Annotated in this window: 14 protein-coding genes and 1 pseudogene; 10 read left to right on the plus strand and 5 right to left on the minus strand. The window is 71.5% G+C overall.

The features are described from left to right. Positions 1–59: 59 nt before the first annotated feature. The 5 genes from CCN44_RS13105 to CCN44_RS13125 all read left to right on the plus strand — a co-directional run bounded on the left by CCN44_RS13105 (position 60) and on the right by CCN44_RS13125 (position 7,490). Positions 60–1,865 carry a methylmalonyl-CoA mutase family protein gene (locus CCN44_RS13105; protein WP_086697740.1) on the plus strand — a complete coding sequence of 602 codons (1,806 nt, stop codon included), beginning with the start codon at positions 60–62 and terminating at the stop codon, positions 1,863–1,865. Beyond that, positions 1,865–4,039 carry a methylmalonyl-CoA mutase gene (gene scpA / locus CCN44_RS13110; protein WP_059253141.1) on the plus strand — a complete coding sequence of 725 codons (2,175 nt, stop codon included), beginning with the start codon at positions 1,865–1,867 and terminating at the stop codon, positions 4,037–4,039. Before CCN44_RS13105 ends, scpA begins: the two co-directional genes overlap by 1 nt. A 5-nt stretch (positions 4,040–4,044) precedes the next feature. Further along, positions 4,045–5,049, plus strand: coding sequence for a methylmalonyl Co-A mutase-associated GTPase MeaB (gene meaB / locus CCN44_RS13115; RefSeq protein ID WP_086697741.1), 1,005 nt, complete (start codon positions 4,045–4,047; stop codon positions 5,047–5,049). 80 nt (positions 5,050–5,129) lie between these two features. Further along, on the plus strand, positions 5,130–5,753 hold the full coding sequence (locus CCN44_RS13120; RefSeq protein WP_059253136.1) for a GyrI-like domain-containing protein: 624 nt from the start codon (positions 5,130–5,132) through the stop codon (positions 5,751–5,753). 384 nt (positions 5,754–6,137) lie between these two features. After that, entirely contained in the window at positions 6,138–7,490 is a 1,353-nt protein-coding gene (locus tag CCN44_RS13125; RefSeq protein ID WP_086697742.1) for a cellulase family glycosylhydrolase, read from the plus strand. A gap of 58 nt (positions 7,491–7,548) precedes the next feature. On the opposite strand, the gene CCN44_RS13130 is transcribed toward CCN44_RS13125, so the two are convergent. Beyond that, positions 7,549–8,589, minus strand: a complete 1,041-nt coding sequence (locus CCN44_RS13130; RefSeq protein ID WP_086697743.1) for a LacI family DNA-binding transcriptional regulator — start codon at positions 8,587–8,589, stop codon at positions 7,549–7,551. Next, on the minus strand, positions 8,586–11,042 hold the full coding sequence (locus tag CCN44_RS13135) for a glycoside hydrolase family 2 protein (protein ID WP_086697744.1): 2,457 nt from the start codon (positions 11,040–11,042) through the stop codon (positions 8,586–8,588). The genes CCN44_RS13130 and CCN44_RS13135 overlap by 4 nt, the downstream gene beginning before the upstream one ends. Before the next feature lie 269 nt (positions 11,043–11,311). Between CCN44_RS13135 and CCN44_RS13140 the strand changes: the two genes are divergently transcribed. The 4 genes from CCN44_RS13140 (at position 11,312) to CCN44_RS13155 (ending at position 16,486) form a co-directional block, all read left to right on the plus strand. Continuing rightward, complete coding sequence (locus CCN44_RS13140; protein ID WP_086697745.1) at positions 11,312–12,631, plus strand: ABC transporter substrate-binding protein; 1,320 nt, start codon at positions 11,312–11,314, stop codon at positions 12,629–12,631. 99 nt (positions 12,632–12,730) lie between these two features. Further along, positions 12,731–13,687, plus strand: coding sequence for a carbohydrate ABC transporter permease (locus CCN44_RS13145; RefSeq protein ID WP_086697746.1), 957 nt, complete (start codon positions 12,731–12,733; stop codon positions 13,685–13,687). Next, a complete protein-coding gene (locus tag CCN44_RS13150; RefSeq protein WP_059253125.1) occupies positions 13,684–14,529 on the plus strand; it encodes a carbohydrate ABC transporter permease in 846 nt (281 codons plus the stop codon). Before CCN44_RS13145 ends, CCN44_RS13150 begins: the two co-directional genes overlap by 4 nt. 610 nt (positions 14,530–15,139) lie before the next feature. Beyond that, positions 15,140–16,486 carry an FG-GAP and VCBS repeat-containing protein gene (locus tag CCN44_RS13155; protein ID WP_059253123.1) on the plus strand — a complete coding sequence of 449 codons (1,347 nt, stop codon included), beginning with the start codon at positions 15,140–15,142 and terminating at the stop codon, positions 16,484–16,486. Between the two features lie 99 nt (positions 16,487–16,585). Here the strand turns inward: CCN44_RS13155 and CCN44_RS13160 are convergent. The 3 genes and pseudogenes from CCN44_RS13160 to CCN44_RS13170 all read right to left on the minus strand — a co-directional run. Next, a pseudogene (locus CCN44_RS13160) lies at positions 16,586–17,053 on the minus strand (transposase); the annotation flags it as partial. Positions 17,054–17,202: 149 nt separating this feature from the next. Beyond that, on the minus strand, positions 17,203–17,616 hold the full coding sequence (gene panD, locus CCN44_RS13165) for an aspartate 1-decarboxylase (protein ID WP_059253121.1): 414 nt from the start codon (positions 17,614–17,616) through the stop codon (positions 17,203–17,205). Between the two features lie 62 nt (positions 17,617–17,678). Beyond that, positions 17,679–18,443, minus strand: a complete 765-nt coding sequence (locus CCN44_RS13170; protein ID WP_086697748.1) for a thioesterase II family protein — start codon at positions 18,441–18,443, stop codon at positions 17,679–17,681. A gap of 358 nt (positions 18,444–18,801) precedes the next feature. On the opposite strand from CCN44_RS13170, the gene CCN44_RS13175 reads away from it, so the two are divergent. Next, on the plus strand, positions 18,802–22,256 hold a 3,455-nt coding region (locus CCN44_RS13175), incomplete at its 3' end, for an amino acid adenylation domain-containing protein (RefSeq protein WP_244203912.1).

Below are 22,256 nucleotides of genomic sequence, written 5' to 3' on the forward strand. Positions count from 1 at the left end.
AGAAACCTCACAGCCCGTGCTCCGCCTAGGCTCCATCGGCCTGCCCTAGCATCCGAGCCATGACGGTCCTGCCTGACGACGGGCTCTCACTGGCCGCCGAGTTCCCTGACGCGACACACGAGCAGTGGCAACGCCTGGTCGAGGGCGTACTGCGCAAGTCGGGCAAGGAATTCTCCGGCGCGGCAGCTGAGGACGCCCTGTCCACGACGCTGGAGGACGGGCTGCGCACGCGGCCCCTGTACACCGCGCGCGACAGCGCGCCCGACCCCGGCCTGCCGGGCTTCGCCCCCTTCGTGCGGGGCGGCCGCCCCGAGGGCACCAGCCCGAGCGGCTGGGACGTACGGCAGCGGCACACGGCGCTCACGGACGGCGCCGTGCTCGCCGACCTGGAGAACGGCGGCACCTCCCTGTGGCTGGTGCTCGGCGAGGGCGGCATCCCGGTCGCCGAGCTGGACCGCGCCCTCGACGGCGTCTACCTCGACCTGGCGCCGGTCGTCCTGGACGCCGGCCGCGACACCGAGCAGGCCGCCGAGGCCCTGCTGCGGCGGTACGCGGAGCAGGGCGTGGCGGCCGAGGCCGTGCGCGGCAACCTGGGCGGCGATCCGCTCGGGTACGAGGCGCGCACCGGGACCGCGCTCGGCTTCGCGCCGTACGCCGCCCTGGCCGAGCGGTGCGCCGAGGGGTACCCGGGGCTTCGTGCGCTGACCGTGGACGCGCTGCCGTACCACGAGGCCGGCGGCTCGGCCGCGCAGGAGCTGGGCGCCTCGCTGGCCACCGGGGTGGCCTATCTGCGGGAGCTGACCGAGGCCGGGCTCGGCGTCGAACAGGCCGCCGCCCAGCTGGAGTTCCGCTACGCGGCCACCGCCGACCAGTTCCTGACCATCGCCAAGCTGCGCGCGGCACGCCGGCTGTGGGCGCGGGTCGCCGAGGTGTGCGGGGCGCCCGGCGCGGGCGCGCAGGTGCAGCACGTGGTGACCTCGCCGGTGATGATGACCCGCCGCGACCCGTGGGTGAACATGCTCCGCACGACGGTCGCGACGCTCGCCGCGGGGGTCGGCGGCGCCGACTCGGTGACCGTGCTGCCGTTCGACCACGCGCTCGGCCTGCCCGACGCGTTCGCCCGGCGGATCGCCCGCAACACCTCCACGATCCTGATCGAGGAGTCCCACCTGGCCCGGGTCATCGACCCGGCGGGCGGCTCCTGGTACGTCGAGCGGCTCACGGCCGAACTCGCCGAGGCCGCCTGGCAGTTCTTCCGGTCCATCGAGCGCGACGGCGGCCAGCCGGCCGTGCTGCGCTCCGGCCGGCTGCGCACCGACCTGGCGACGACCTGGGCGGAGCGGTCCAAGCGGCTCGCCAAGCGGCGCGAACCCATCACCGGCGTCAGCGAGTTCCCGCTGCTGGCCGAGAAGCCGGTGGAGCGCGCGCCCGCGCCCGAACCGCCGTCCGGCGGCCTGCCGCGGGTGCGTCGCGACGAGGCGTACGAGGAGCTGCGCGCCCGCTCCGACGCCCATCTCGCGGCGACCGGCGCCCGGCCCCGGATCTACCTCGCCACGCTCGGCTCCCCCGCCGAGTACACCGCCCGCGCGACCTTCGCCGCCAACCTCTTCCAGGCCGGCGGCATCGAACCGGTCACCGAGGGAAGCTTCGAGGACAGCGGCGCCACCGAGGCCGTGCTGTGCTCCAGCGACGCGCTCTACGCCGAACAGGCCGAGCGGACCGCGGCGGCGCTGCGCGCGGCCGGCGCCCGGCATGTGTTCCTGGCGGGCCGGGGCGAGCACTCCGGCATCGACTCGTACGTCTTCGCGGGCTGTGACGCCGTGGATGTGTTGTCCGCGACCCTCGACCGCATGGGAGTGTCCTGATGGGAATCCCCGATTTCTCCGGCATCGAGCTGGGGACCCCGGTCGCCGACGCCACCGACGCCGAGTGGCGGGCGGCCCTGAAGCAGGCCACCGGGGGCACCGAGCCGCTGTGGGAGACCCCGGAGGGCATCGGGGTCAAGCCGCTGTACACCGGCCGTGACCTGGAGGGCCTGGACTTCCTGGGCACCTACCCGGGCATCGCGCCGTACCTGCGCGGCCCGTACCCGACGATGTACGTCAACCAGCCCTGGACGATCCGCCAGTACGCGGGCTTCTCCACCGCCGAGGAGTCCAACGCGTTCTACCGGCGCAACCTGGCGGCCGGCCAGAAGGGCCTGTCGGTCGCCTTCGACCTGCCCACGCACCGCGGCTACGACAGCGACCACCCGCGCGTGACCGGTGACGTCGGCATGGCGGGCGTGGCGATCGACTCGATCTACGACATGCGGCAGCTGTTCGACGGGATCCCCCTCGACAGGATGACCGTGTCGATGACGATGAACGGCGCCGTGCTGCCGGTGCTGGCGCTGTACATCGTGGCGGCGGAGGAGCAGGGCGTACCGCCCGAGAAGCTGGCCGGAACCATTCAGAACGACATTCTGAAGGAGTTCATGGTCCGCAACACCTACATCTACCCGCCGAAGCCGTCGATGCGGATCATCTCCGACATCTTCGCGTACACCTCGCAGCGGATGCCCCGCTACAACTCCATCTCCATCTCCGGCTACCACATCCAGGAGGCGGGCGCGACGGCCGACCTGGAGCTGGCGTACACGCTCGCGGACGGCGTGGAGTACATCCGGGCGGGCCGGGAGGCCGGTCTGGACGTGGACGCGTTCGCGCCGCGCCTGTCCTTCTTCTGGGCGATCGGCATGAACTTCTTCATGGAGGTCGCCAAGCTGCGGGCGGCGCGCCTGCTGTGGGCCAAGCTGGTCGCCCAGTTCGACCCGAAGAACACCAAGTCGCTGTCCCTGCGCACGCATTCGCAGACCTCGGGCTGGTCGCTGACCGCGCAGGACGTCTTCAACAACGTCACGCGCACGTGTGTGGAGGCGATGGCGGCGACCCAGGGCCACACCCAGTCGCTGCACACCAACGCCCTGGACGAGGCCCTCGCGCTGCCGACCGACTTCTCGGCGCGCATCGCCCGCAACACCCAGCTGCTCATCCAGCAGGAGTCCGGCACCACCCGGGTCATCGACCCGTGGGGCGGCAGCGCCTACGTGGAGCGGCTGACCTACGACCTCGCCCGCAAGGCGTGGGCGCACATCCAGGAGGTCGAGCAGGCGGGCGGCATGGCCCAGGCCATCGACGCCGGCATCCCGAAGCTGCGCGTGGAGGAGGCCGCGGCCCGCACCCAGGCCCGCATCGACTCCGGGCGGCAGCCGGTGATCGGCGTGAACAAGTACCGGGTGGACAGCGACGAGGCGATCGAGGTCCTCAAGGTCGACAACTCGGCCGTGCGCGCCCAGCAGATCGAGAAGCTGCGGCGGCTGCGCGCGGAGCGGGACGAGACCGCGTGCCGGGACGCGCTGGACGCGCTGACCCGGGCGGCCGACGGTGACGGCAACCTGCTGGAGCTGGCCGTGCGCGCGGCCCGTGCCAAGGCGACGGTCGGCGAGATCTCCGACGCTCTGGAGAAGGTGTACGGGCGGCACGCGAGCCAGATCCGTACGATCTCCGGTGTGTACCGCAACGAAGCAGGCCAGTCCCCGTCCGTGGACCGCACCCGGGCCCTGGTGGACGCGTTCGAGGAGGCCGAGGGGCGCCGGCCGCGCATCCTGGTCGCCAAGATGGGCCAGGACGGCCACGACCGCGGCCAGAAGGTGATCGCGACCGCCTTCGCCGACCTCGGCTTCGACGTCGACGTCGGCCCGCTGTTCCAGACGCCGGAGGAGGTCGCCCGGCAGGCGGTCGAGGCGGACGTGCACGTGGTCGGCGTGTCCTCGCTGGCCGCGGGCCATCTGACCCTCGTCCCGGCGCTGCGCGAGAAGCTCGCCGAGGAGGGCCGCGAGGACATCATGATCGTGGTCGGCGGGGTGATCCCGCCGCAGGACGTGCCGACGCTGCTGGAGATGGGCGCCACGGCCGTGTTCCCGCCCGGGACGGTGATCCCGGACGCGGCCCGCGACCTGGTCAAGCAGCTGTCGGCCGACCTCGGCCACGAGCTGTAGCGCCGATGGCAGCGATCGATCTCGACACGTATGTGAAGGGTGTGCTCGACGGGAAGCGGGCCCTGGTGGCCCGCGCCATCACGCTCGTCGAGTCCACCCGGCCACAGCACCGGTCGCTGGCGCAGCAGTTGCTCACCGAGCTGCTGCCGCACAGCGGCCGGGCGCGGCGGATCGGCATCAGCGGGGTGCCGGGTGTCGGCAAGTCGACGTTCATCGACGCGTTCGGCACGATGCTGACCTCGCTGGGGCACCGGGTGGCGGTCCTCGCCGTCGACCCCTCGTCCACCCGGACGGGCGGCTCCATCCTGGGCGACAAGACGCGGATGGAACGCCTGGCGGTCGACCCGGCGGCTTTCGTCCGCCCCTCCCCCAGCGCGGGCACGCTGGGCGGGGTCGCGAAGGCCACCCGCGAGTCGATGGTGGTGATGGAGGCGGCCGGCTACGACGTGATCCTCGTGGAGACCGTCGGCGTCGGCCAGTCCGAGACGACGGTCGCCGAGATGGTCGACTCCTTCCTCCTGCTGACCCTGGCCCGCACCGGTGACCAGCTCCAGGGCATCAAGAAGGGCGTGCTGGAGCTGGCCGACGTGATCGCCGTCAACAAGGCCGACGGCCCGCACGAGCGCGACGCCCGCGCCGCCGCCCGGGAACTGGCGGGCGCCCTGCGCCTGATGCACGGCAAGGACGCCTTCTGGACCCCGCCGGTCCTGCACTGCAGCGCCCGCGAGTCGACCGGCCTGGACACGGTCTGGGAGCGGCTCGAACAACACCGCACCCTGCTCGACTCCACCGGCCGGCTCGCCGCCAAACGCCGGGACCAGCAGGTCGGCTGGACCTGGGCGATGGTCCGGGACGAACTCCTCGGCCGCCTCCACGCCGACCCCGCGGTCCGCGCCACCGCACCGGACCTCGAACGGCAGGTCAGAGAGGGGCGGTTGACGGCGACCCTGGCCGCGGAACGGATTCTGGCCGCGTTCGAGGGCCGTACGACATCCTCGGCCGACGGCTGAACGACCCGGCCCGCCGCGTCCGCCGACGCGGCGGGCCGGCCGTCTTCCACGGCCCTGGCGAACAGAAGAGACGACATCCCGTGCAGAGCTACGACATCAAGAGGGAACGGCGCGACCTCTACTCGGCCGCGCGGGGCCGGTTCGAGATCGTCGATGTGCCGCGCATGGGCTTCCTGATGGCGGACGGCCGTGGCAACCCGAACGCCTCGGCCGACTACCGCGCGGTGGTCGAGGCTCTGTACACCACCGCCTACGCCGTGCGCGCGATCGCCAAGGACCGGCTGGACCGGGCCCACACCGTCGGCCCGCTGGAAGGACTGTGGTCGGCGGACGACCTCAGCGTCTTCCAGACCCGTGCCCGCGACGAGTGGGTGTGGACGCTCATGATCGTCCAGCCGGGGTGGGTCACCGCCGCGATGGCCGACGAGGCGATGGACCGCGTCCAGCGGACGAAGGACCTCGCCGCCGGACACCGCGTGCGGTTCGACCACTACACCGAGGGGCGGTGCGTACAGACCCTGCACGTCGGACCGTACGACGAGGAGGCGCCCACGATCGCGCGCCTGCACGACGAGTTCCTGCCCGCCGAGAAGCTGGTCCCGCGCGGTCACCACCACGAGATCTACCTCTCCGACGCCCGCAGGACGGCCCCCGCCCGACTGCGCACCATCCTCCGCCAGCCCGTCGGCCCGGCGCACGGCTGAGGGCCGGCTCCCCATCCCGAGCCGGGCGGCAACTGAACCGCAACTAAACTTAACCGGTTTCGTTCGAACGGTTGTAACGGTCGGAAGACTTGTTCTAGCCTCACTGCCAGCCGCCGACCGGAGGGTCTTCTCCCCAGCTCTTTCGATGGCGAGCACGGCCATGCGTGTCCTTCGTCGGCGACTCGCGTCCCGCTGCCCGGTATGAGCCGCTGTCCAGAACGCGGGCGGCGGGATGTCCAACCGGCTCGGACCTTTTCCTTTCCACCGGTGCTCGCCGGCGGAAAGGGACGAGCCGGAAAGCGCCACCCCCACCATGACCGGCAGTGCCGTGCGACCCGGGCGTGTCCGGCGTCCGGCCGCACGAGCCACCACCTCGGGAGCAGCATGAGGAAGAGACTGGCCACCGCAGCGGGAGCGTTGCTGGCCCTGGCCGCCGCGGTCCTGGCCGCGCCGTCCCCCGCCCAGGCCGGGACAGCCGCCGGAACCCAGGCCGCACCGGGCTTCCACGTCGACGCCGGCCGGCTGGTGGACGCGGGCGGCAGGGACTTCGTCCTGCGCGGCGTCAACCACGCCCACGCCTGGTACCCCACCAGGACCGCGCAGGCCCTCAAGGACATCAAGGCGCTGGGCGCCAACTCCGTGCGGGTGGTGCTCGCCACGGGCGACCGCTGGGCCAAGAACGACACCGCCGACGTCGCGGCCGTCGTGTCGCAGTGCAAGCAGAATCGGCTCGTCTGCGTCCTGGAGGCGCACGACACCACCGGTTACGGCGAGCAGGACGGCGCCGTCCCGCTCTCCCGCGCCGTCGACTACTGGATCGGTGTCGAGGACGCGGTGAAGGGCCAGGAGAAGTACGTCATCCTGAACATCGGGAACGAACCGTACGGCAACGGCAGCTCCGGAGCCACACCCTGGACCGCCGACACCAAGAACGCGATCGGCCGCATGCGGGCGGCCGGATTCGAGCACACGCTCATGGTGGACGCCCCCAACTGGGGCCAGGACTGGTCGTTCACCATGCGCGACCACGCCGCGGAGGTATTCGCCGCGGACCCCGCGAAGAACACCGTGTTCTCCGTCCATATGTACGGTGTGTTCAACACCGCCGCCAAGGTGAAGGACTATCTCAACCGGTTCACCTCCCAGCGCCTTCCCCTCGTCGTCGGGGAGTTCGGCCACCTGCACTCGGACGGTGATCCGGACGAGGACGCCGTCATGTCGGCCGCGCGGCAGCTCGGGGTGGGGTATCTCGGCTGGTCGTGGAGCGGCAACGGCGGCGGTGTCGAGTACCTGGACATGGCCACCGGTTTCGACGCCGCGCGCCTCTCGGCCTGGGGGCGGCGCATCTTCTCCGGCGCCGACGGCATCCAGCAGACGGCCAAGGAGGCCGGCGTCTTCTCCGACGGCGGTCCGGCCGCCGGGAACTGCGAGGTCGGCTACCGCCTCAGTGACTGGGGCAACTGGTTCAACGCGGACGTCACCATCCGCAACACCGGTCCGACGGCCGTGAAGGGCTGGCAGCTCACGTTCTCGTTCCCCGGCGGGCAGCAGCTCCACCAGACGTGGAACGCCAAGGCCGTCCAGCAGGGCAGCGAGGTCCGGGCCGTCAACGAGTCCTGGACGGAGACCATCCCGGCCGGCGGCACCGTGAGCTTCGGCTTCAACGGTTCTTCCACCGGCACCAACGGCGTCCCGGCCGCCTTCGCCCTGAACGGCGGCACCTGCGCGAAGAGCTGACGCCCGTCTCCCGGGAGGACAGAGGGCCGCGTCCGTACCGGACGCGGCCCTTCGCGGATCACGGGGAATGCGTGCCCGGTGCCGGAGCGGTGGAACCGCGCGGGGTCAGCGACGGCGTCGGCACCTGAAGACCGGCGGTGCGCGCGCCGCCGATCACGTCGAAGAGCACGCGCGCCACCTCGGCGCCGAAATGGTGCACGTCGTGGCTCATCGCCGACATCGTGGGATGGGTGATCCGGCACAGCTGGGAATCGTCCCACGCCAGCAGCGACAGGTCGTACGGGATGGTGAAGCCCATCTCCGCCGCGACGCCCGCCCCCGCGACCGCCATGATGTCGTTGTCGTAGACGATGGCGGTGGGCCGCTCGGCGGCGAGCAGCAGGGTACGGGTGGCGCGGGCGCCCTCCTTCTCGTCGAAGCCGGTGGCGATCTGCCGCGCCTCCCCCAGGCCCAGTTCCCGGGTCGTGGCGGCGAAGGCGCGGGCCCGGATGGCGCTGTGCCCGAGCTCGGCCGGGCCGCCGACGCGCGCGATGCTGCGGTGGCCGAGAGCCGCGAGGTAGCGGACGGCCTCGGCGACCGCGGACGCGTCGTCCGTCCACACCGCCGGGAAGGGGCCGGTGAGGGAGGGGTGGGCGACGGCGACCGCGGGCATGCCCAGCCCCCGCAGGGAGGGCACCCGGGGATCGTCCTCGTGGAAGTCCACCAGGATCGCGCCGGCGATCATCCGGCCGCGCCACCACTCCTTGTAGAGCGTGATCTCCTCGTCGAGGTCGCGCACCAGCCGCAGCAGCAGGGAGCAGGACCGCTCCACGAGGACGCTCTCGATGCCCGAGATGAAGTCCATGTAGAACGGCTCCAGGCCGAGCAGCCGGGCCGGCCTGCGCAGAGCCAGCCCGACGATGTCGACCCGCTGGCTGGACAGGCTGCGGGCGGTCGCGCTGGGGGCCCAGCCCAGCTCCCGGGCCGCCGCGAAGATCCGCTCGCGGGTGGCTTCGGAGACGCCGGGTTTGTGGTTGAAGGCGAGCGACACCGCCCCCTTGGACACCCCGGCCCGGGCCGCGACGTCCTTGATGGTGACACGCTCCGCTGAGCCGCTCACGCCGGTTCCACGCAGAACAGGGCGGCCCTGGCGGCGTCGGCGGTGAGGGTGCCGCAGCCGTGCACACGGATGCGTGTCCGCTCGCCGGGCAGCAGGGTCTGCGGGCCGCTGTCGCAGGCGGCGGCCGGGCCGAGCCGGTCGGGCTGGAGCAGGAGGTCTCTGACGAGGGTACGGGCACTCACCACGATGTCGACTCTATCCCCCGGGCCGGGCACGGGCTCCAGAGTGACGTCGAAGCGGGGACGGGGGTAGGCGAAGTCCTTGTCGGGCACGGGAAAGTGCAGCGCGCGCAGCCCTCCCCCGCTCCCGGCGCCTCCCCCGCTCCCGGCGCCGGCCGGGCGGGCGGGCTCCCACGCGTCGGCGACCAGGAACTCCTTCGCGGACCGCTCGTCCGGTACGAGCCCCTCGGGCACCGCGATCCGGGCGACGGCACGGGGATCCGCGGTCACGTCGAGAGCGGCCTCACCGACCGTGGTCCCGTCCGCCCCCGTCCGCCGCAGCGTCACCGTCGTACGCCAGGGCTCGGCGGACTGGTTCACCGCGGCGAGCACCAGGCCGCCCGCGCCCGGCTGGAGAGTGAGGAGCCGGTCCGCGTACACCCGGCGCAGCTCGTGGTAGAGGGGCTTGAGGCGGCCGTCGCCGTCGATGGCGGCCCAGGAGGTGACCGGCCAGCAGTCGTTGAGCTGCCAGACGACCGTGCCGGCGCAGACGGGCCAGTGCGAGCGCCAGTGCTCGATGCCCGCGGCGACCGCGCGTGCCTGCACGAGCTGGGTCAGGTAGTGCCAGCGGTCGAAGTCGTCCTCGGGAAGCGGGAAGTGGCGGGCGACACCGCGGTCCAGTTTGCCGTTGCCGTCCTCGGCCTTCTGGTGGTGCAGCATCCCCGGGGAGTCCGGGGCGAGCCGCTCCCCGGGCAGGGCGCGGCGCAGGGTGGCCAGCGCGGGCGGTGCCTGCCAGCCGAACTCCGCGACGAAGCGGGGCACGCTCGCCCGGTACTCGGCGTAGTCCTGCCGGTTCCACACCTCCCACGAGTGATGCGTACCGTGCGCGGGGTCGTTGGGGTGGTGGTCCCAGGACCCGGACCAGGGGCTGCCTGCCGTGTACGGGCGGGTGGGGTCGAGTTCGGCGACGATCCGGGGCAGCAGGCCGAGGTAGTAGCCCTCCCCCCAGGAGTCGCCCGCGAGGGGCGCCTCCCATTCCCAGTCGCGGAAGCCCCACAGGTTCTCGTTGTTGCCGTTCCACAGCACCAGCGAGGGGTGCGGCATGAGCCGGACAACGTTGTCGCGGGCCTCGGCCTCGATCTCGCCCCGCAGCGGCTGTTCCTCCGGGTAGGCGGCGCAGGCGAAGAGGAAGTCCTGCCAGACCATGAGGCCGAGTTCGTCGCAGGCGTCGTAGAAGGCGTCGTCCTCGTAGATGCCGCCGCCCCACACCCGCACCAGGTCGACGTTGGCCTCCGCGGCCCGGGTGAGCCGTGTGCGGTAGCGCTCGGGGGTGACGCGGGAGGGGAAGGCGTCGTCGGGGATCCAGTTGACTCCGCGGGCGAAGATCCGTACGCCGTTGACGACGAGGGTGAAGCCGGTGCCGTGCTCGTCGGCCGAGCGGTCCAGCTCGACGGTGCGGAAGCCGATCCGGCGGTGCCAGGTGTCGAGCGGGCCGCCCTCTTCGTCGCTCAGGGTGAGCCGGAGGTCGTACAGGGGCTGCTCGCCGTAGCCGCGGGGCCACCACAGCCGTGCGTCCGGCACCTCCAGGCGCAACACCGCCTCGTCGCCGTTCAGTTCGGCCTCGGCGCGGGCGCCGGCCACCCGGGCCTCGGCGCGCAGCGTACGCCCCCGCCCCTGCGCGGTGCGTTCGATCGCCAGCCGTACCTCCACCCGGCCGGTGCCCTCCGCCACGGTGACCAGGGGGCGGACGTGGGCGATGCGGGCGGTGGACCAGTGCTCCAGCCGCACCGGCCGCCAGATGCCCGCGGTCACCAGCGTCGGTCCCCAGTCCCAGCCGAAGTTGCAGGCCATCTTGCGGATGTACTGCGACGGCTCCGGATAGACGTTGGGCCGTTCCCCCGTGACGGCACGGACGGCGGCGGCCTCGTCGTAGGCGGAGGCGAACCGGATCTCCAGCCGTCCGGTCCGGCCCGTGACGTCGAACCGGTACCGGCGGTGCATGTTGCGGGTCCTGCCGACCGGGCGGCCCCCCAGGGTGATGTACGCGGCCGTGTCCAGCCCGTCGAAGACCAGGTCGGTGCGCTCGTGCGCGCTGCCGTGGCCGAGGTCGCGGACGTAGGTCCAGGCGCGGCGGCCCACCCAGGCGACGTCGGTCTCGTTGCGGCCGAGGAACGGATCCGGGATGACCCCCGCGGTCAGCAGGTCGGTGTGGACGCAGCCGGGCACCGTGGCCTCCAGCGATTCCTCTCCATGGCGCAGGCTCCAGCCCTCGGTGAGCTGGGTGACGTCCTTCATGGCGCGGCTCCAATCGCCTGACTCAGGCAGGTGGACGGACAACGGCGGACAACCTAACCCGCTGACCAGCCCTTGTCCATAAACCGGTCAAGCCGCTTACTCCCATCCTGGAGTCTTCGGTATCCGCACGTGGACGCCACCCACCGAACTAGCCGAATAACGATTAGGCATCGTGCTCGAAACGCAAGCTTTACCGGTTCACCAGCGGCTGACATAGTGCCGACATCCCGCTCGCAGAGCTGAGCCGCGATCCTGAAGGAGCTGGGCACATGGGGAAGAAGAAGGCGCTCACGGGAGCGCTTCTGGCCGCCGCGATCATGACGGTCGCGGGATGCAGTGGCCGGAGCACGGCGTCCGGTGAGACGGCGAAGGCACCCGCCGACCCCGCCGACGCCTCGGGCACCATCAAGGTGCTGACCCACCGCACCGACCTGGTCCAGAACGGGACGATGGCCGAGTACGCCGCCGAGTTCAACAAGACCTACCCGGACGTGAAGGTGACGTTCGAGGCCCTCACGGACTACGAGGGCGAGGTCAAGATACGGATGAACACCGACGACTACGGCGACGTCCTGATGATCCCGGCCGCCGTCGCCAAGAACGACTACCCGAAGTTCTTCGCCCCGCTGGGCAACGCCGGGGAGCTGGGCGGCAGGTACCGCTTCAGCGACAAGGCCGAGGTCGGCGGCAAGGTCTACGGCATCAGCACCTTCGGCACCGCCAACGGCTTCCTCTACAACAAGGCGGTCTGGAAGAAGGCCGGCATCACCAAGTGGCCCGCCACGCCGGAGGAGTTCGTCGGCGACCTGAAGGCGATCAGGTCCAGGACGGACGCGGTGCCGTACTACACGAACTTCAAGGACGGCTGGCCGCTGACCGCGTGGAGCAACAACATCGGCTCGGTCACCTGCGACGCCAAGGCCAACGACAAGCTCGCCGGCCCGGTGTCCCCGTGGAAGCGGGGCGGCGAGCTGCACACGATCGACTCACTGCTCCACGACATCGTCGAGGAGGGCCTGTCCGAGAAGGACCCCAACACCACCAACTGGGAAGCCTCGAAGGACATGATCGCCAAGGGCGAGGTCGCCACCATGCAGCTGGGCTCCTGGGCGATCACCCAGATGCGTGACGCGGCCCGGAAGAACGGCGCCGACCCGGAGGACATCGGCTTCATGCCCTTCCCGGCGCAGAAGGACGGCACGTACTGCGCCGTCCTTGCCTCCGACTACCAGCAGGCGGTCAACATCCACTCCGGCCACAAGACGGCGGCGCGGGCCTGGATCGACTGGTTCGCGGAGAAGTCCGGCTTCTCGGTGAAGGAGGGCGCCGTGCCCGCCCTGAAGTCCGCTTCCCTGCCCAGCACGCTCAAGGACTTCGTTGACAACGATGTCACCTTCGTGGAGCGGTCCGAGGCGAAGACCGGCCAGGTCAACGCGATCGACAACGCGGCCGAGATCGGCCTGAACAAGCCGGACTACCGGCAGAAGCTCGTCGACACCGCGCGCGGCGCGCAGCGGGGCAGCCTCGACGACTTCTTCGCGGACCTCGACAAGCGGTGGAACGAGGCGGCCGGCACCGCCGGCTCCTGACCTCGCCGGCTCCTCTGCCCCCAGTCGACACCGGCCCCGCCCGGACCAGCGGACGGGGCCGACCGCCCGTCGCAGATCAGCGGACGAAGAAAGGCCGACATGACCGAGACGACCCACACGGCACCTGCCAAGGTGCCGCGCGCCACCGCCCCGCCCCCCGCGACGGGGCGCCGCTCCTCGCCCCCGCGCGGCGGTCCGCTGCGCCGCCTTACGCCGTGGCTCTTCCTCGCCGTCCCCCTGGTCCTGCTGGTCACGTTCACCTACGTGCCCGTGGGCAACATGATCTACTACTCCCTCACCGACTGGGACGGCGTCAGCCCCGACCGGAACTTCACGGGCCTCGACAACTACGAGCAGATCTTCACCCGGCCCGAGCTGTTCCGGGTGTTCTTCGTCAGCCTCTACTACCTCGCGGCCTCGGCCGTGCAGATCGCGATCGCCCTGTACTTCGCCACCGTGCTCAGCTTCGACCTGCGCTTCCGCAACCTGTTCAAGGGGATCCTGTTCTTCCCCTATCTGATCAACGGCGTGGCGATCGGCTTCGTGTTCCTGTACTTCTTCCAGGACGGCGGCACGCTCGACTCGGTGCTGTCATGGTTCGGCGCCGGCTCCGACCACGCCTGGCTCGGCGACCCCACCTCGGCGAACGTCTCGCTGGCCGGGGTCTCCGTCTGGCGCTTCACCGGCCTCAACTTCGTACTGTTCCTGGGCGCGATCCAGTCCGTCCCGGCCGAGCTGTACGAGGCGGCCCAGCTGGACGGGGCCACGCGCTGGCAGCAGTTCCGGCACATCATCGCCCCGAGCATCCGCCCGGTGGTCAGCCTGAGCGTCATCCTGGCGATCTCCGGCTCCCTGGCGGTGTTCGAGATCCCGTACATCATGACCGCCGGCGCGACCGGTACGACGACCTTCGTCATCCAGACGGTCAAGCTCGCCTTCCAGTTCAACAAGACGGGCCTGGCGTCGGCCGCGGCTGTCGTCCTGCTGCTGATCATCCTGCTGATCACCTGGATCCAGCGCCGCCTCGTGCCCGACGAGAAGGTGGACCTCGTATGACCACGCCCCTGCCCGCACGGCGCCGCCGGCTCGCGCCCGCCCTGACCTACCTGTCGCTGGTCGTCGCGTCGCTGGTGGTCCTGATCCCGCTCGTCGTCGTCTTCCTGACCTCGCTGAAGACCTCCCAGGAGGTGACCGACGGCGGTGCCCTGTCGCTGCCGGGCGACTGGCTCAACTTCGACAACTACGTGACGGCGTTCACCGACGGCAAGATGCTGTCCGCCTTCGCCAACACCGCCGTCATCCTGCTGTTCTCCATCACCGGCACGGTGATCATCGGCTCGATGACCGCGTACGCCATCGACCGCTTCGACTTCCGGGCGAAGAAGCCGGTCATGGCGCTGTTCCTGATCGCCACGCTGGTCCCCGGGGTCACCACCCAGGTCGCGACCTTCCAGGTGGTCAACAGCTTCGGCCTGTTCAACAGCCTCTGGGCGCCCGTCCTGCTCTACATGGGGACGGACATCGTCTCGATCTACATCTTCCTCCAGTTCATCCGGGGCATCCCCGTCTCCCTCGACGAGGCCGCGCGGCTGGACGGGGCGAACTCGTTCACCATCTACTGGAAGATCATCCTGCCCCTGCTGAAGCCGGCCATCGCCACCGTGGTGATCATCAAGGGGATCACCGTCTACAACGACTTCTACATCCCCTTCCTCTACATGCCCTCGGAGGACCTGGGCACGATCTCCACCGCCCTGTTCCGCTTCAAGGGGCCCTTCGGCGCGCACTGGGAGAACATCTCGGCCGGCACCATCCTGGTGATCGCCCCCACCCTGCTCGTCTTCCTCTTCCTCCAGCGCTACATCTACAACGGCTTCGCGCGGGGGGCGACCAAGTGAGACGGCCCGGCTGCACGCAGACGGGCTGCGGAGCCGACGCCACGGGAAGCGCGCGATGTCCCCCGGGGCGCCGAACGAACGCCGAGGCCACCCGTCCGTGCCTCCCAGGCGGGGCAGGACGGGCTGCCGTCCCCTGACGGTGGGACAGGGGCCGCGGAGGACCTCACCACGGCCGATCGCGGCCGGCTCCCGGCCCCGCGGCCGACCGACATCGTCGTACGGCAGGCTGCTGCTGGACCGGGCGTGGCCCAGCAGGCGCACCAGGTCGGCGAGATTGCCACGCTCCAGATGCGCCTTCCGGCCGGTCAGGCCGCCCTGGTGCGTACCCGGACCTGTCCTTGGACGCCGTTTCTCTCGGCTTGCGACATGAGACGGCGTCTTAGGGGCGCGGTGAGCCATTGAGCAAGCGTGCCCGCGATGAGCCGGTCGTAGAGCCCGGGACGTCTGTACTGGGCCGGGCGGGCTGCTGCCGTCGACGGCCGGCGCAACAAGGCTCCGCCGCCTGCAACCTTTCCCCCCGTCCGACTGTCTCCTGATCATCAGCCGCTCCTTGTGGTCCGTGAGAGATCAATCGGCACGGGAGCGGTCGCACGGAATCTGGAGACACTTCATGCGCATTCGCCCCGCAGCCTGCGCGGCACTCCTCGTGGCGGCCCTCGCCCCCGTCCTCACGGCACCTCCCGCCGGCGCGGCGGCGGCCAGGTACGCGGACGACTTCAACGGCGACGGCTACCGCGACTACGCCAGCTACACCTACGAGCAGTACAGCAAGGGCGGCGGCGTCCGGATCACTTTCGGTACCGCCTCCGGACCCGGCACCCAGACCCAGTTGATCACCCAGGACAGCCCCGGTGTCCCCGGCGCCGACGAGACGGAGGACCAGTTCGGCGACGTCCGGGTGCCCGCCGACTTCAACGCCGACGGATACGGGGACCTCGCCGTGTCGGTGTCGCGTGAGGACGTCGACGGACGCACGGACGAGGGCGGCGTCGTCATCCTGTGGGGCAGCGCGACCGGCCTCTCGGGTGGCACCGCGATCCCCAACGCCGGCGCCAAGGTGTCGAACGCCCGCTTCGGCCGCGACCTCGCCGCCGGGGACTTCAACGGGGACGGCAAGAAGGACCTGGCCGCGATCAGCGGGAGCAAGGCCTACGTCTACCGCAGCATCACGCGCACCGGTGTGGCAGGCTCGGTCACCAGCCACGACAAGACGACGAGATTCGCGCCCACGTCCCTGGTCTCGGGCAACATGAACGGGGACTCCAAGACCGACCTGGTGATCATCGGAATCACCGACGAGCCCGACAACTTCGGCACGGACGCGTGGTTCGTCAAGGGCGGTTCCCCGCTCAGCGCGGGCAAGACCCTGCGCCTCGTCACGAACTACGGCGACCCCAGCGAGGCGGTGATCGCCGACTTCAACAAGGACGGCTACGGGGACCTCGCGGCGGGCAGCCAGATGTACAACAACTACCAGGGCCGGGTGTCCCTCTGGTACGGCTCCTCCACCGGCCCCGCCACCTCCGCCCGTATCACGCAGGCCACCACCAACGTCGCCGGCACCCCAGAGTCCGGCGACCTGTTCGGCTCCTCCGTCTCGGCCGCCGACATCAACGGCGACGGCTACAAGGACCTCGCGATCGGCGTCTACGGAGAGAAGATCAGCCAGGAGACGACCGAGGGCGGCGTCCACGTCCTGCGCGGCGGCGCCAGCGGGATCACCGGCACCAACTCCCAGTGGCTCGCCCGCAACACCGCCGGCGTCCCCGGCGATGTCGCGTGGAACGACTGCTTCGGCGAGCCGGTCCGCCTCCGCGACACCAACCGCGACGGCAAGGCCGACCTCCACATCGGCGCCGTCAACGGCTCGCTGCGCTTCCCCGGCACGTCGTCCGGCGTCACCACGACCGGTGTGACCGACGCCGACAGGGAACTCATCTGGGGCATGCTCCAGTAGGCCCGGCCTCCCGCCCAGCTGCCTGGGCTCGCCTTGTTCGTACGAGTGCGGCCGCGTCGTGGCCGCACGCGCAGTTCCCCGCGCCCCTGAGACGCCGTTTCATCTCGTGAGCCAGCGGTAGCTGATGAGGGCTGCGGCGATGCCGACGAAGGCCAGGAAGTGCTCGGCCTCGCGCTCGTAACGGCGGTGCAGCCTTCGGCAGCCGGCCAGCGAGGACACGGTCCTTTCGACAACCCAGCGGTGTCGGCCGAGCCGGGTGGAGGACTCGATGCCCTTGCGGGCGATGCGGTGGCGGATGCGACGCTCGCGAAGCCATTTCCGCTCCGCATGGAGTTTGGCCGGATGCCGGCGGCGCGGGCCCCGGCGGGAGCGGACGGGCGGGATCCCGCGCACGAGCGGTTGCAGGCCGAGGCTCTCGTGCACGGTGGCGCCGGAGATCCCCAGCGACAACGGCACGCCTTTTCGGTCGGTGATGAGGTCAATCTTCGATCCCGGCTAGCCACGGCCGGTCGGACTCGGTCCGGTCAGTGGCCCCCTTTTTGCCGCCCGGACGCTGACGGAGTCGACGAAGCGCCGGTAGACGGTGGGCCAGGCCGGCTCGAACACCGGCGGCACTGCCGCCAGGTGCAGCGTGGGCAGTGCCTCCGGTCCTGTCCAGCCGGTTGGCCAGTCGGCGACCGGCCGGGCCGCGCGGGTCCGGGGTGCGGCGCCGGCGGTCAACCCACGACGTTTCCGGCGCGCAGCCCGAAGCCGGCCGGGACGTCGGCGGGGTCGCCGCCCTGGGTGACGATCTTGTTCTCGCCGTCGACGAAGACGACCCGGGGGACGAGGTCGCGGGCCTCGCGGTCCTCGACGGAGGCGTAGGCGATGATGATGACGAGGTCGCCAGGGCTGATCAGCCGGGCGGCCGCGCCGTTGATGCCGATGACGCCGGAGTCGCGGGGCCCCTCGATGACGTACGTGGACAGGCGGGCGCCGTTGTCGATGTCGACGATGTCGACCTTCTCGCCGGGGAGCAGGTCGGCCGCCTCCATCAGGTCCCTGCTCACCGTGAGGGATCCCACGTAGTGCAGGTCCGCCTGGGTCACGGTGGCCCGGTGGATCTTGGACTTCATCATGGTCCGGTACATGTCGCTCATTCCTTCTGGGTCGGGCGTCGGGCGGGCCGGTGCCGGGGTGTCCGGTGTGTCGGTCAGAGGAGGGCGCCGAGGCGCCGCCGGATGTCCCCTGTCACCTCGGCCTCGTGGTCGACGAGGAAGAAGTGGCCGCCGGTGAAGGAGCGCGCCTCGAACGGCGCGGTGGTGAGCTCGGACCAGGCCCGCACGTCCTCGGCGGACGGGCCGGGGTCCGCCTCCCCGTAGTAGGCGGTGATCGGGATGCTCAGGGCAGGGGCCTTGGGGCCCGCGACATAGGCGTCGAGCAGCTCGTAGTCGGCGCGGATCGGCGGGAGGACCAGTTCCCGCAGTTCGGGGTCGCGCAGCAGCTCCGCGCCGGGCCCGCCGAGACCGTGCACGGTGGCCAGCAGTTGCTCGTCGCCTAGGTCGCCGTCGCCCACGCGCACCAGGCGGTGCGGTGCCGCCCGGCCGGAGACGAACAGCGCGACCGGGGCCTTCGTCGCGTCACGCCGGGCGAGCAGGGCGGCCACCTCGTGGGCGACCGACGCGCCCATGCTGTGCCCGAAGAAGACCGTGGGTGTGCTCATGTGGGGCGCCAGCGCGTCGGCGATCCGTCCGGCGAGTTCCGCCATGTCGCCGACGAGAGGTTCGGCGATGCGCTCCTCGCGGCCCGGGTAACGGACCGCGCTCACCTCCCAGTCCTCCGGCATCGCCGAGTGCCAGGTACGGAAGAAGCTCGCCGTGCCGCCGGCGTGCGGGAAGCAGACGATCCGTGTCCGGGGTGAGGCGACGGGCCGGAAGGTACGCAGCCACGGTGTGCGGAGGGCGGAGGAAAGGGACATGGCCGGGACCCTAGGCGCGCGCCTTATCGACGGCGTATCGGTTCCCCAACCGGACGGCGTGATCCGCCGGACGGACCGGGACACGTCGCTGCGAAGCGCGCGCGATAACAAGACGAAAGCTGTGCGACCTACCTTCTGAGCTGGCGTGATGACGGTGGTCAGGGGTGCCCGGGCGGCACGGACTCCCGGTCGCTCGCCGCCGGTCTCCCCGTTCGTCCGCGCCGGTCCTCAAGATCTCGCCGCACTGCGCGCGGGCGCGGAACACGGGGCTCCGGGCCCTCGGCGCCCGGGCGCCCCGACGGGCCGTTCTGGCCGGCGTACCACGAGCATCACTACGACTGCACTAGGAGTCAGCGGCATGGCTGGAACATCGGGGCACGGTTCGGATCTGCCGGGCGTGGACATTCAGGTGCCGGCCGCGTGGAACGACACCGAGCGCGAGGTGCCCGACGCGAGCTTGCGCGCGTTGTTCGAGGAGCAGGTGGCGCGGACGCCGGACGCCGTGGCGGTGCTGTGCGGGGACGACCGGCTGACCTACGCGGAGTTGGACGCCCGCGCCAACCGCCTGGCCCGTCTGCTGTGCGGCCGGGGCGCCGGACCGGAGCGCTACGTGGCCGTGGCGCTGCCCCGGGACGTGGACCTGCCCGTCGCACTGCTCGCGATCGCCAAGACCGGCGCCGCCTATCTGCCGGTCGACCCGGAGCACCCGGCCGAGCGCATCGGCCACATCTTCGCGGACGCCGACCCGGTGTGCGTGCTGGCCACCACGGACACGGCACCGCGGCTGCCGGTGGATGCCTCGCTGCTCGTCGCCGTGGACACCGCGGAGGTCCGGGACGAGCTGGCCGCCCTTCCGGACACCGCGCCGGCCGCCGCCACGGACTCCCTCGAACACCCCGTGTACGCCATCTACACCTCCGGTTCGACGGGCCGTCCCAAGGGCGTCGTCATCACCGGCCGCAACCTGGTCAACTTCCTGGCCGCCATGCGGGAGCACTTCGCCCCGGCGCCGTCGGACCGGCTACTGGCCGTGGCCACGGTGGCCTTCGACATCGCGGGCCTCGACTTCTACCTGCCGCTGCTGTCCGGTGCCTCGGTGGTGGTGGCGACGTCCGAGCAGGCCCGGGACACGGCCCGCATCGCCGAGCTGCTGACCGCCGGCGGGGTCACCGTCATGCAGGCCACGCCGTCGCTGTGGCAGGGTCTGGTCGCCCAGCACCCCGAGGCCGTGCGGGGGCTGCGCATCCTGGTCGGCGCGGAGCCGCTGCCGCCGGCGCTGTCCCGGCGGATGCGGCAGCTCGCCGCGAGCGTGACCAACCTGTACGGCCCGACGGAGACCACCGTCTGGTCGGTCCTCGCGGACGTCACCGAGGACGGGCGCGCACCGATCGGCCGGCCGATCGGCAACATGCGGATGTACGTCCTGGACGCCGAGCTGCGCCCGGTCCCGGTCGGCACGCCGGGCGAACTGTACATAGCCGGGCACGGCGTGGGGCGCGGCTATCTGGGCCGCCCCGACCTGACGGCGGAGCGCTTCGTCGCGAACCCCTTCGACGCGGCCGGGTCGCGCATGTATCGCACGGGCGACCTCGTGTCCTGGCGTCCCGACGGCCTGCTGGACTACCACGGCCGTGTCGACTTCCAGGTGAAGGTGCGCGGCTTCCGCATCGAGCTGGGCGAGATCGAGGCGGTCGTCGCGGCCGACCCGGCCGTGGCCCAGGTCGTCGCGGTGGTCCGCGAGGACCGGCCCGGTGACCAGCGGATCGCGGCCTACGTCGTGCCCGTGGACGGCGATTCCGCCGTCGACGTGGCCCGGCTCCGGGAGCGCGCCGCGCAGGCCCTGCCGGCGTACATGGTCCCGGCGGCGTTCGTCGTGCTCGACTCCTTCCCGCTGAACCCGAACGGCAAGGTCGACCGCAAGGCCCTGCCCGCGCCGGACTTCGCGGCGGCCGCCGGGGCGGCGAGGGCGGGTGGCGCCGGGCGCCGGCCGCGCGACGCGCGCGAGGAGATCGTGTGCGGGCTGCTCGCCGAGGTGCTCGGCGTGGAGCGGGTGTCGGTGGACGACAGCTTCTTCGACCTCGGCGGCCACTCGCTGCTGGCCACCCGTCTCATCAGCCGGATCCGTGCGGCCTTCGGGGTGGAACTGACCCTGCGGGACCTGTTCGAGGCGCCGACCGCGGCCGGTGTCGCCGGTCGGCTCGGGGAGGCCGTGAGTGCCCGGCCGGCGCTGACCAAGGCGGAGCGGCCGGAGCGGCTGCCGCTGTCCCCGGCCCAGCGGCGCCTGTGGTTCCTGCACCAGCTGGAGGGTCCCAGCGCCACCTACAACCTGCCCGCGGCACTCCGGCTGTCGGGCACGCTGGACGTGCCGGCCCTGCGGGCGGCGGTGGCCGACCTGGTCGCTCGGCACGAGAGCCTCAGGACCGTGTTCCCCGAGACGGACGGCACGCCCTACCAGCGGGTGCTGGACGCGGAGGCGGCCCTGCCCGCCGTCGAGGTCGTCGAGACGACCGCGGACGGTCTGGCGGCGGCCCTGGCCCAAGCCGCGGAGTACACCTTCGACCTGGCGTCCGAGGCCCCGCTGCGGGCCACCCTGTTCACGGTCGGGCCGAAGGAGCACGTGCTGCTGCTCCTGGTGCACCACATCGCCGGTGACGGCTGGTCGATGGACCCGCTGATCGGTGATCTGTCGGCGGCGTACACGGCCCGCTGTGCGGGCGGGGCGCCGGAGTGGGAGCCGCTGCCGGTGCAGTACGCCGACTACACGCTGTGGCAGCAGGCTCTCCTCGGGGACGAGTCGGATCCCGGCAGTGTGATCGCCCGTCAGATCGACTACTGGCGCACGGCCCTGGCGGGGCTGCCGGAGCAGCTGGAGCTGCCGACGGACCGGCCGCGTCCGGCCGAGGCCAGCCACCGCGGCGAGCGGGTCGGGTTCACCTGGGACGCCGAGCTGCACGGCGCGATCGTCCGGCTGGCGCGGCAGCAGCAGTCGAGTGTGTTCATGGTGGTGCAGTCCGCCCTCGCGGCCCTGCTCACCCGGCTGGGCGCCGGCACCGACATCCCCATCGGCACGGCGGTCGCCGGCCGCGCGGACGACGCGCTGGACGGCCTCGTCGGCTTCTTCGTGAACACGCTGGTGCTGCGCACGGACACGTCGGGCGACCCGTCCTTCGGCGAACTGCTGGACCGCGTGCGGGAGTCGAACCTCGGCGCCTACGCCCACCAGGAGCTGCCGTTCGAGCGGCTGGTGGAGATCGTCAACCCGCATCGCTCCCTCGCCCATCACCCGCTCTTCCAGGTGATGCTGACCTTCCAGAACAACGACGCCGAGGCCGACCTGCCGGGTCTGCGGGCCCGGTCGCTGCCGCTGGAGGTCGAGGCGGCGAAGTTCGACCTGGCCTTCGACGTCGAGGAGCGCACGACGGAACAGGGCCGGCCCGCGGGGGTCCGGGGTTCCGTCGAGTTCGCGACGGACCTCTTCGACCGGGAGACCGCCGTCGCGGTCGCGGACCGGCTGGAACGGCTGCTGCGTTCGGTGACCACCGACCCGTCCCGGCCGCTCAGCACCCTCGACGTGCTCTCCCCCGACGAGCGCGACCGGATACTCACACGGTGGAACGCCACCGCGCACGCCGTGCCCGACGCCACGCTGCCCGAGCTGTTCCAGGCCCAGGCCGCCCGCACCCCGCAAGCCATCGCCGTACAACACGACGACGCCACCCTGACCTACGCGGAACTCAACACCCGCGCCAACCGGCTCGCCCACCACCTGATCGGCCGGGGCATCGGACCCGAACAGTACGTCGCCCTCGCCCT

The organism is Streptomyces tricolor (assembly GCF_002155905.1).
GTDB lineage: Bacteria > Actinomycetota > Actinomycetes > Streptomycetales > Streptomycetaceae > Streptomyces > Streptomyces tricolor.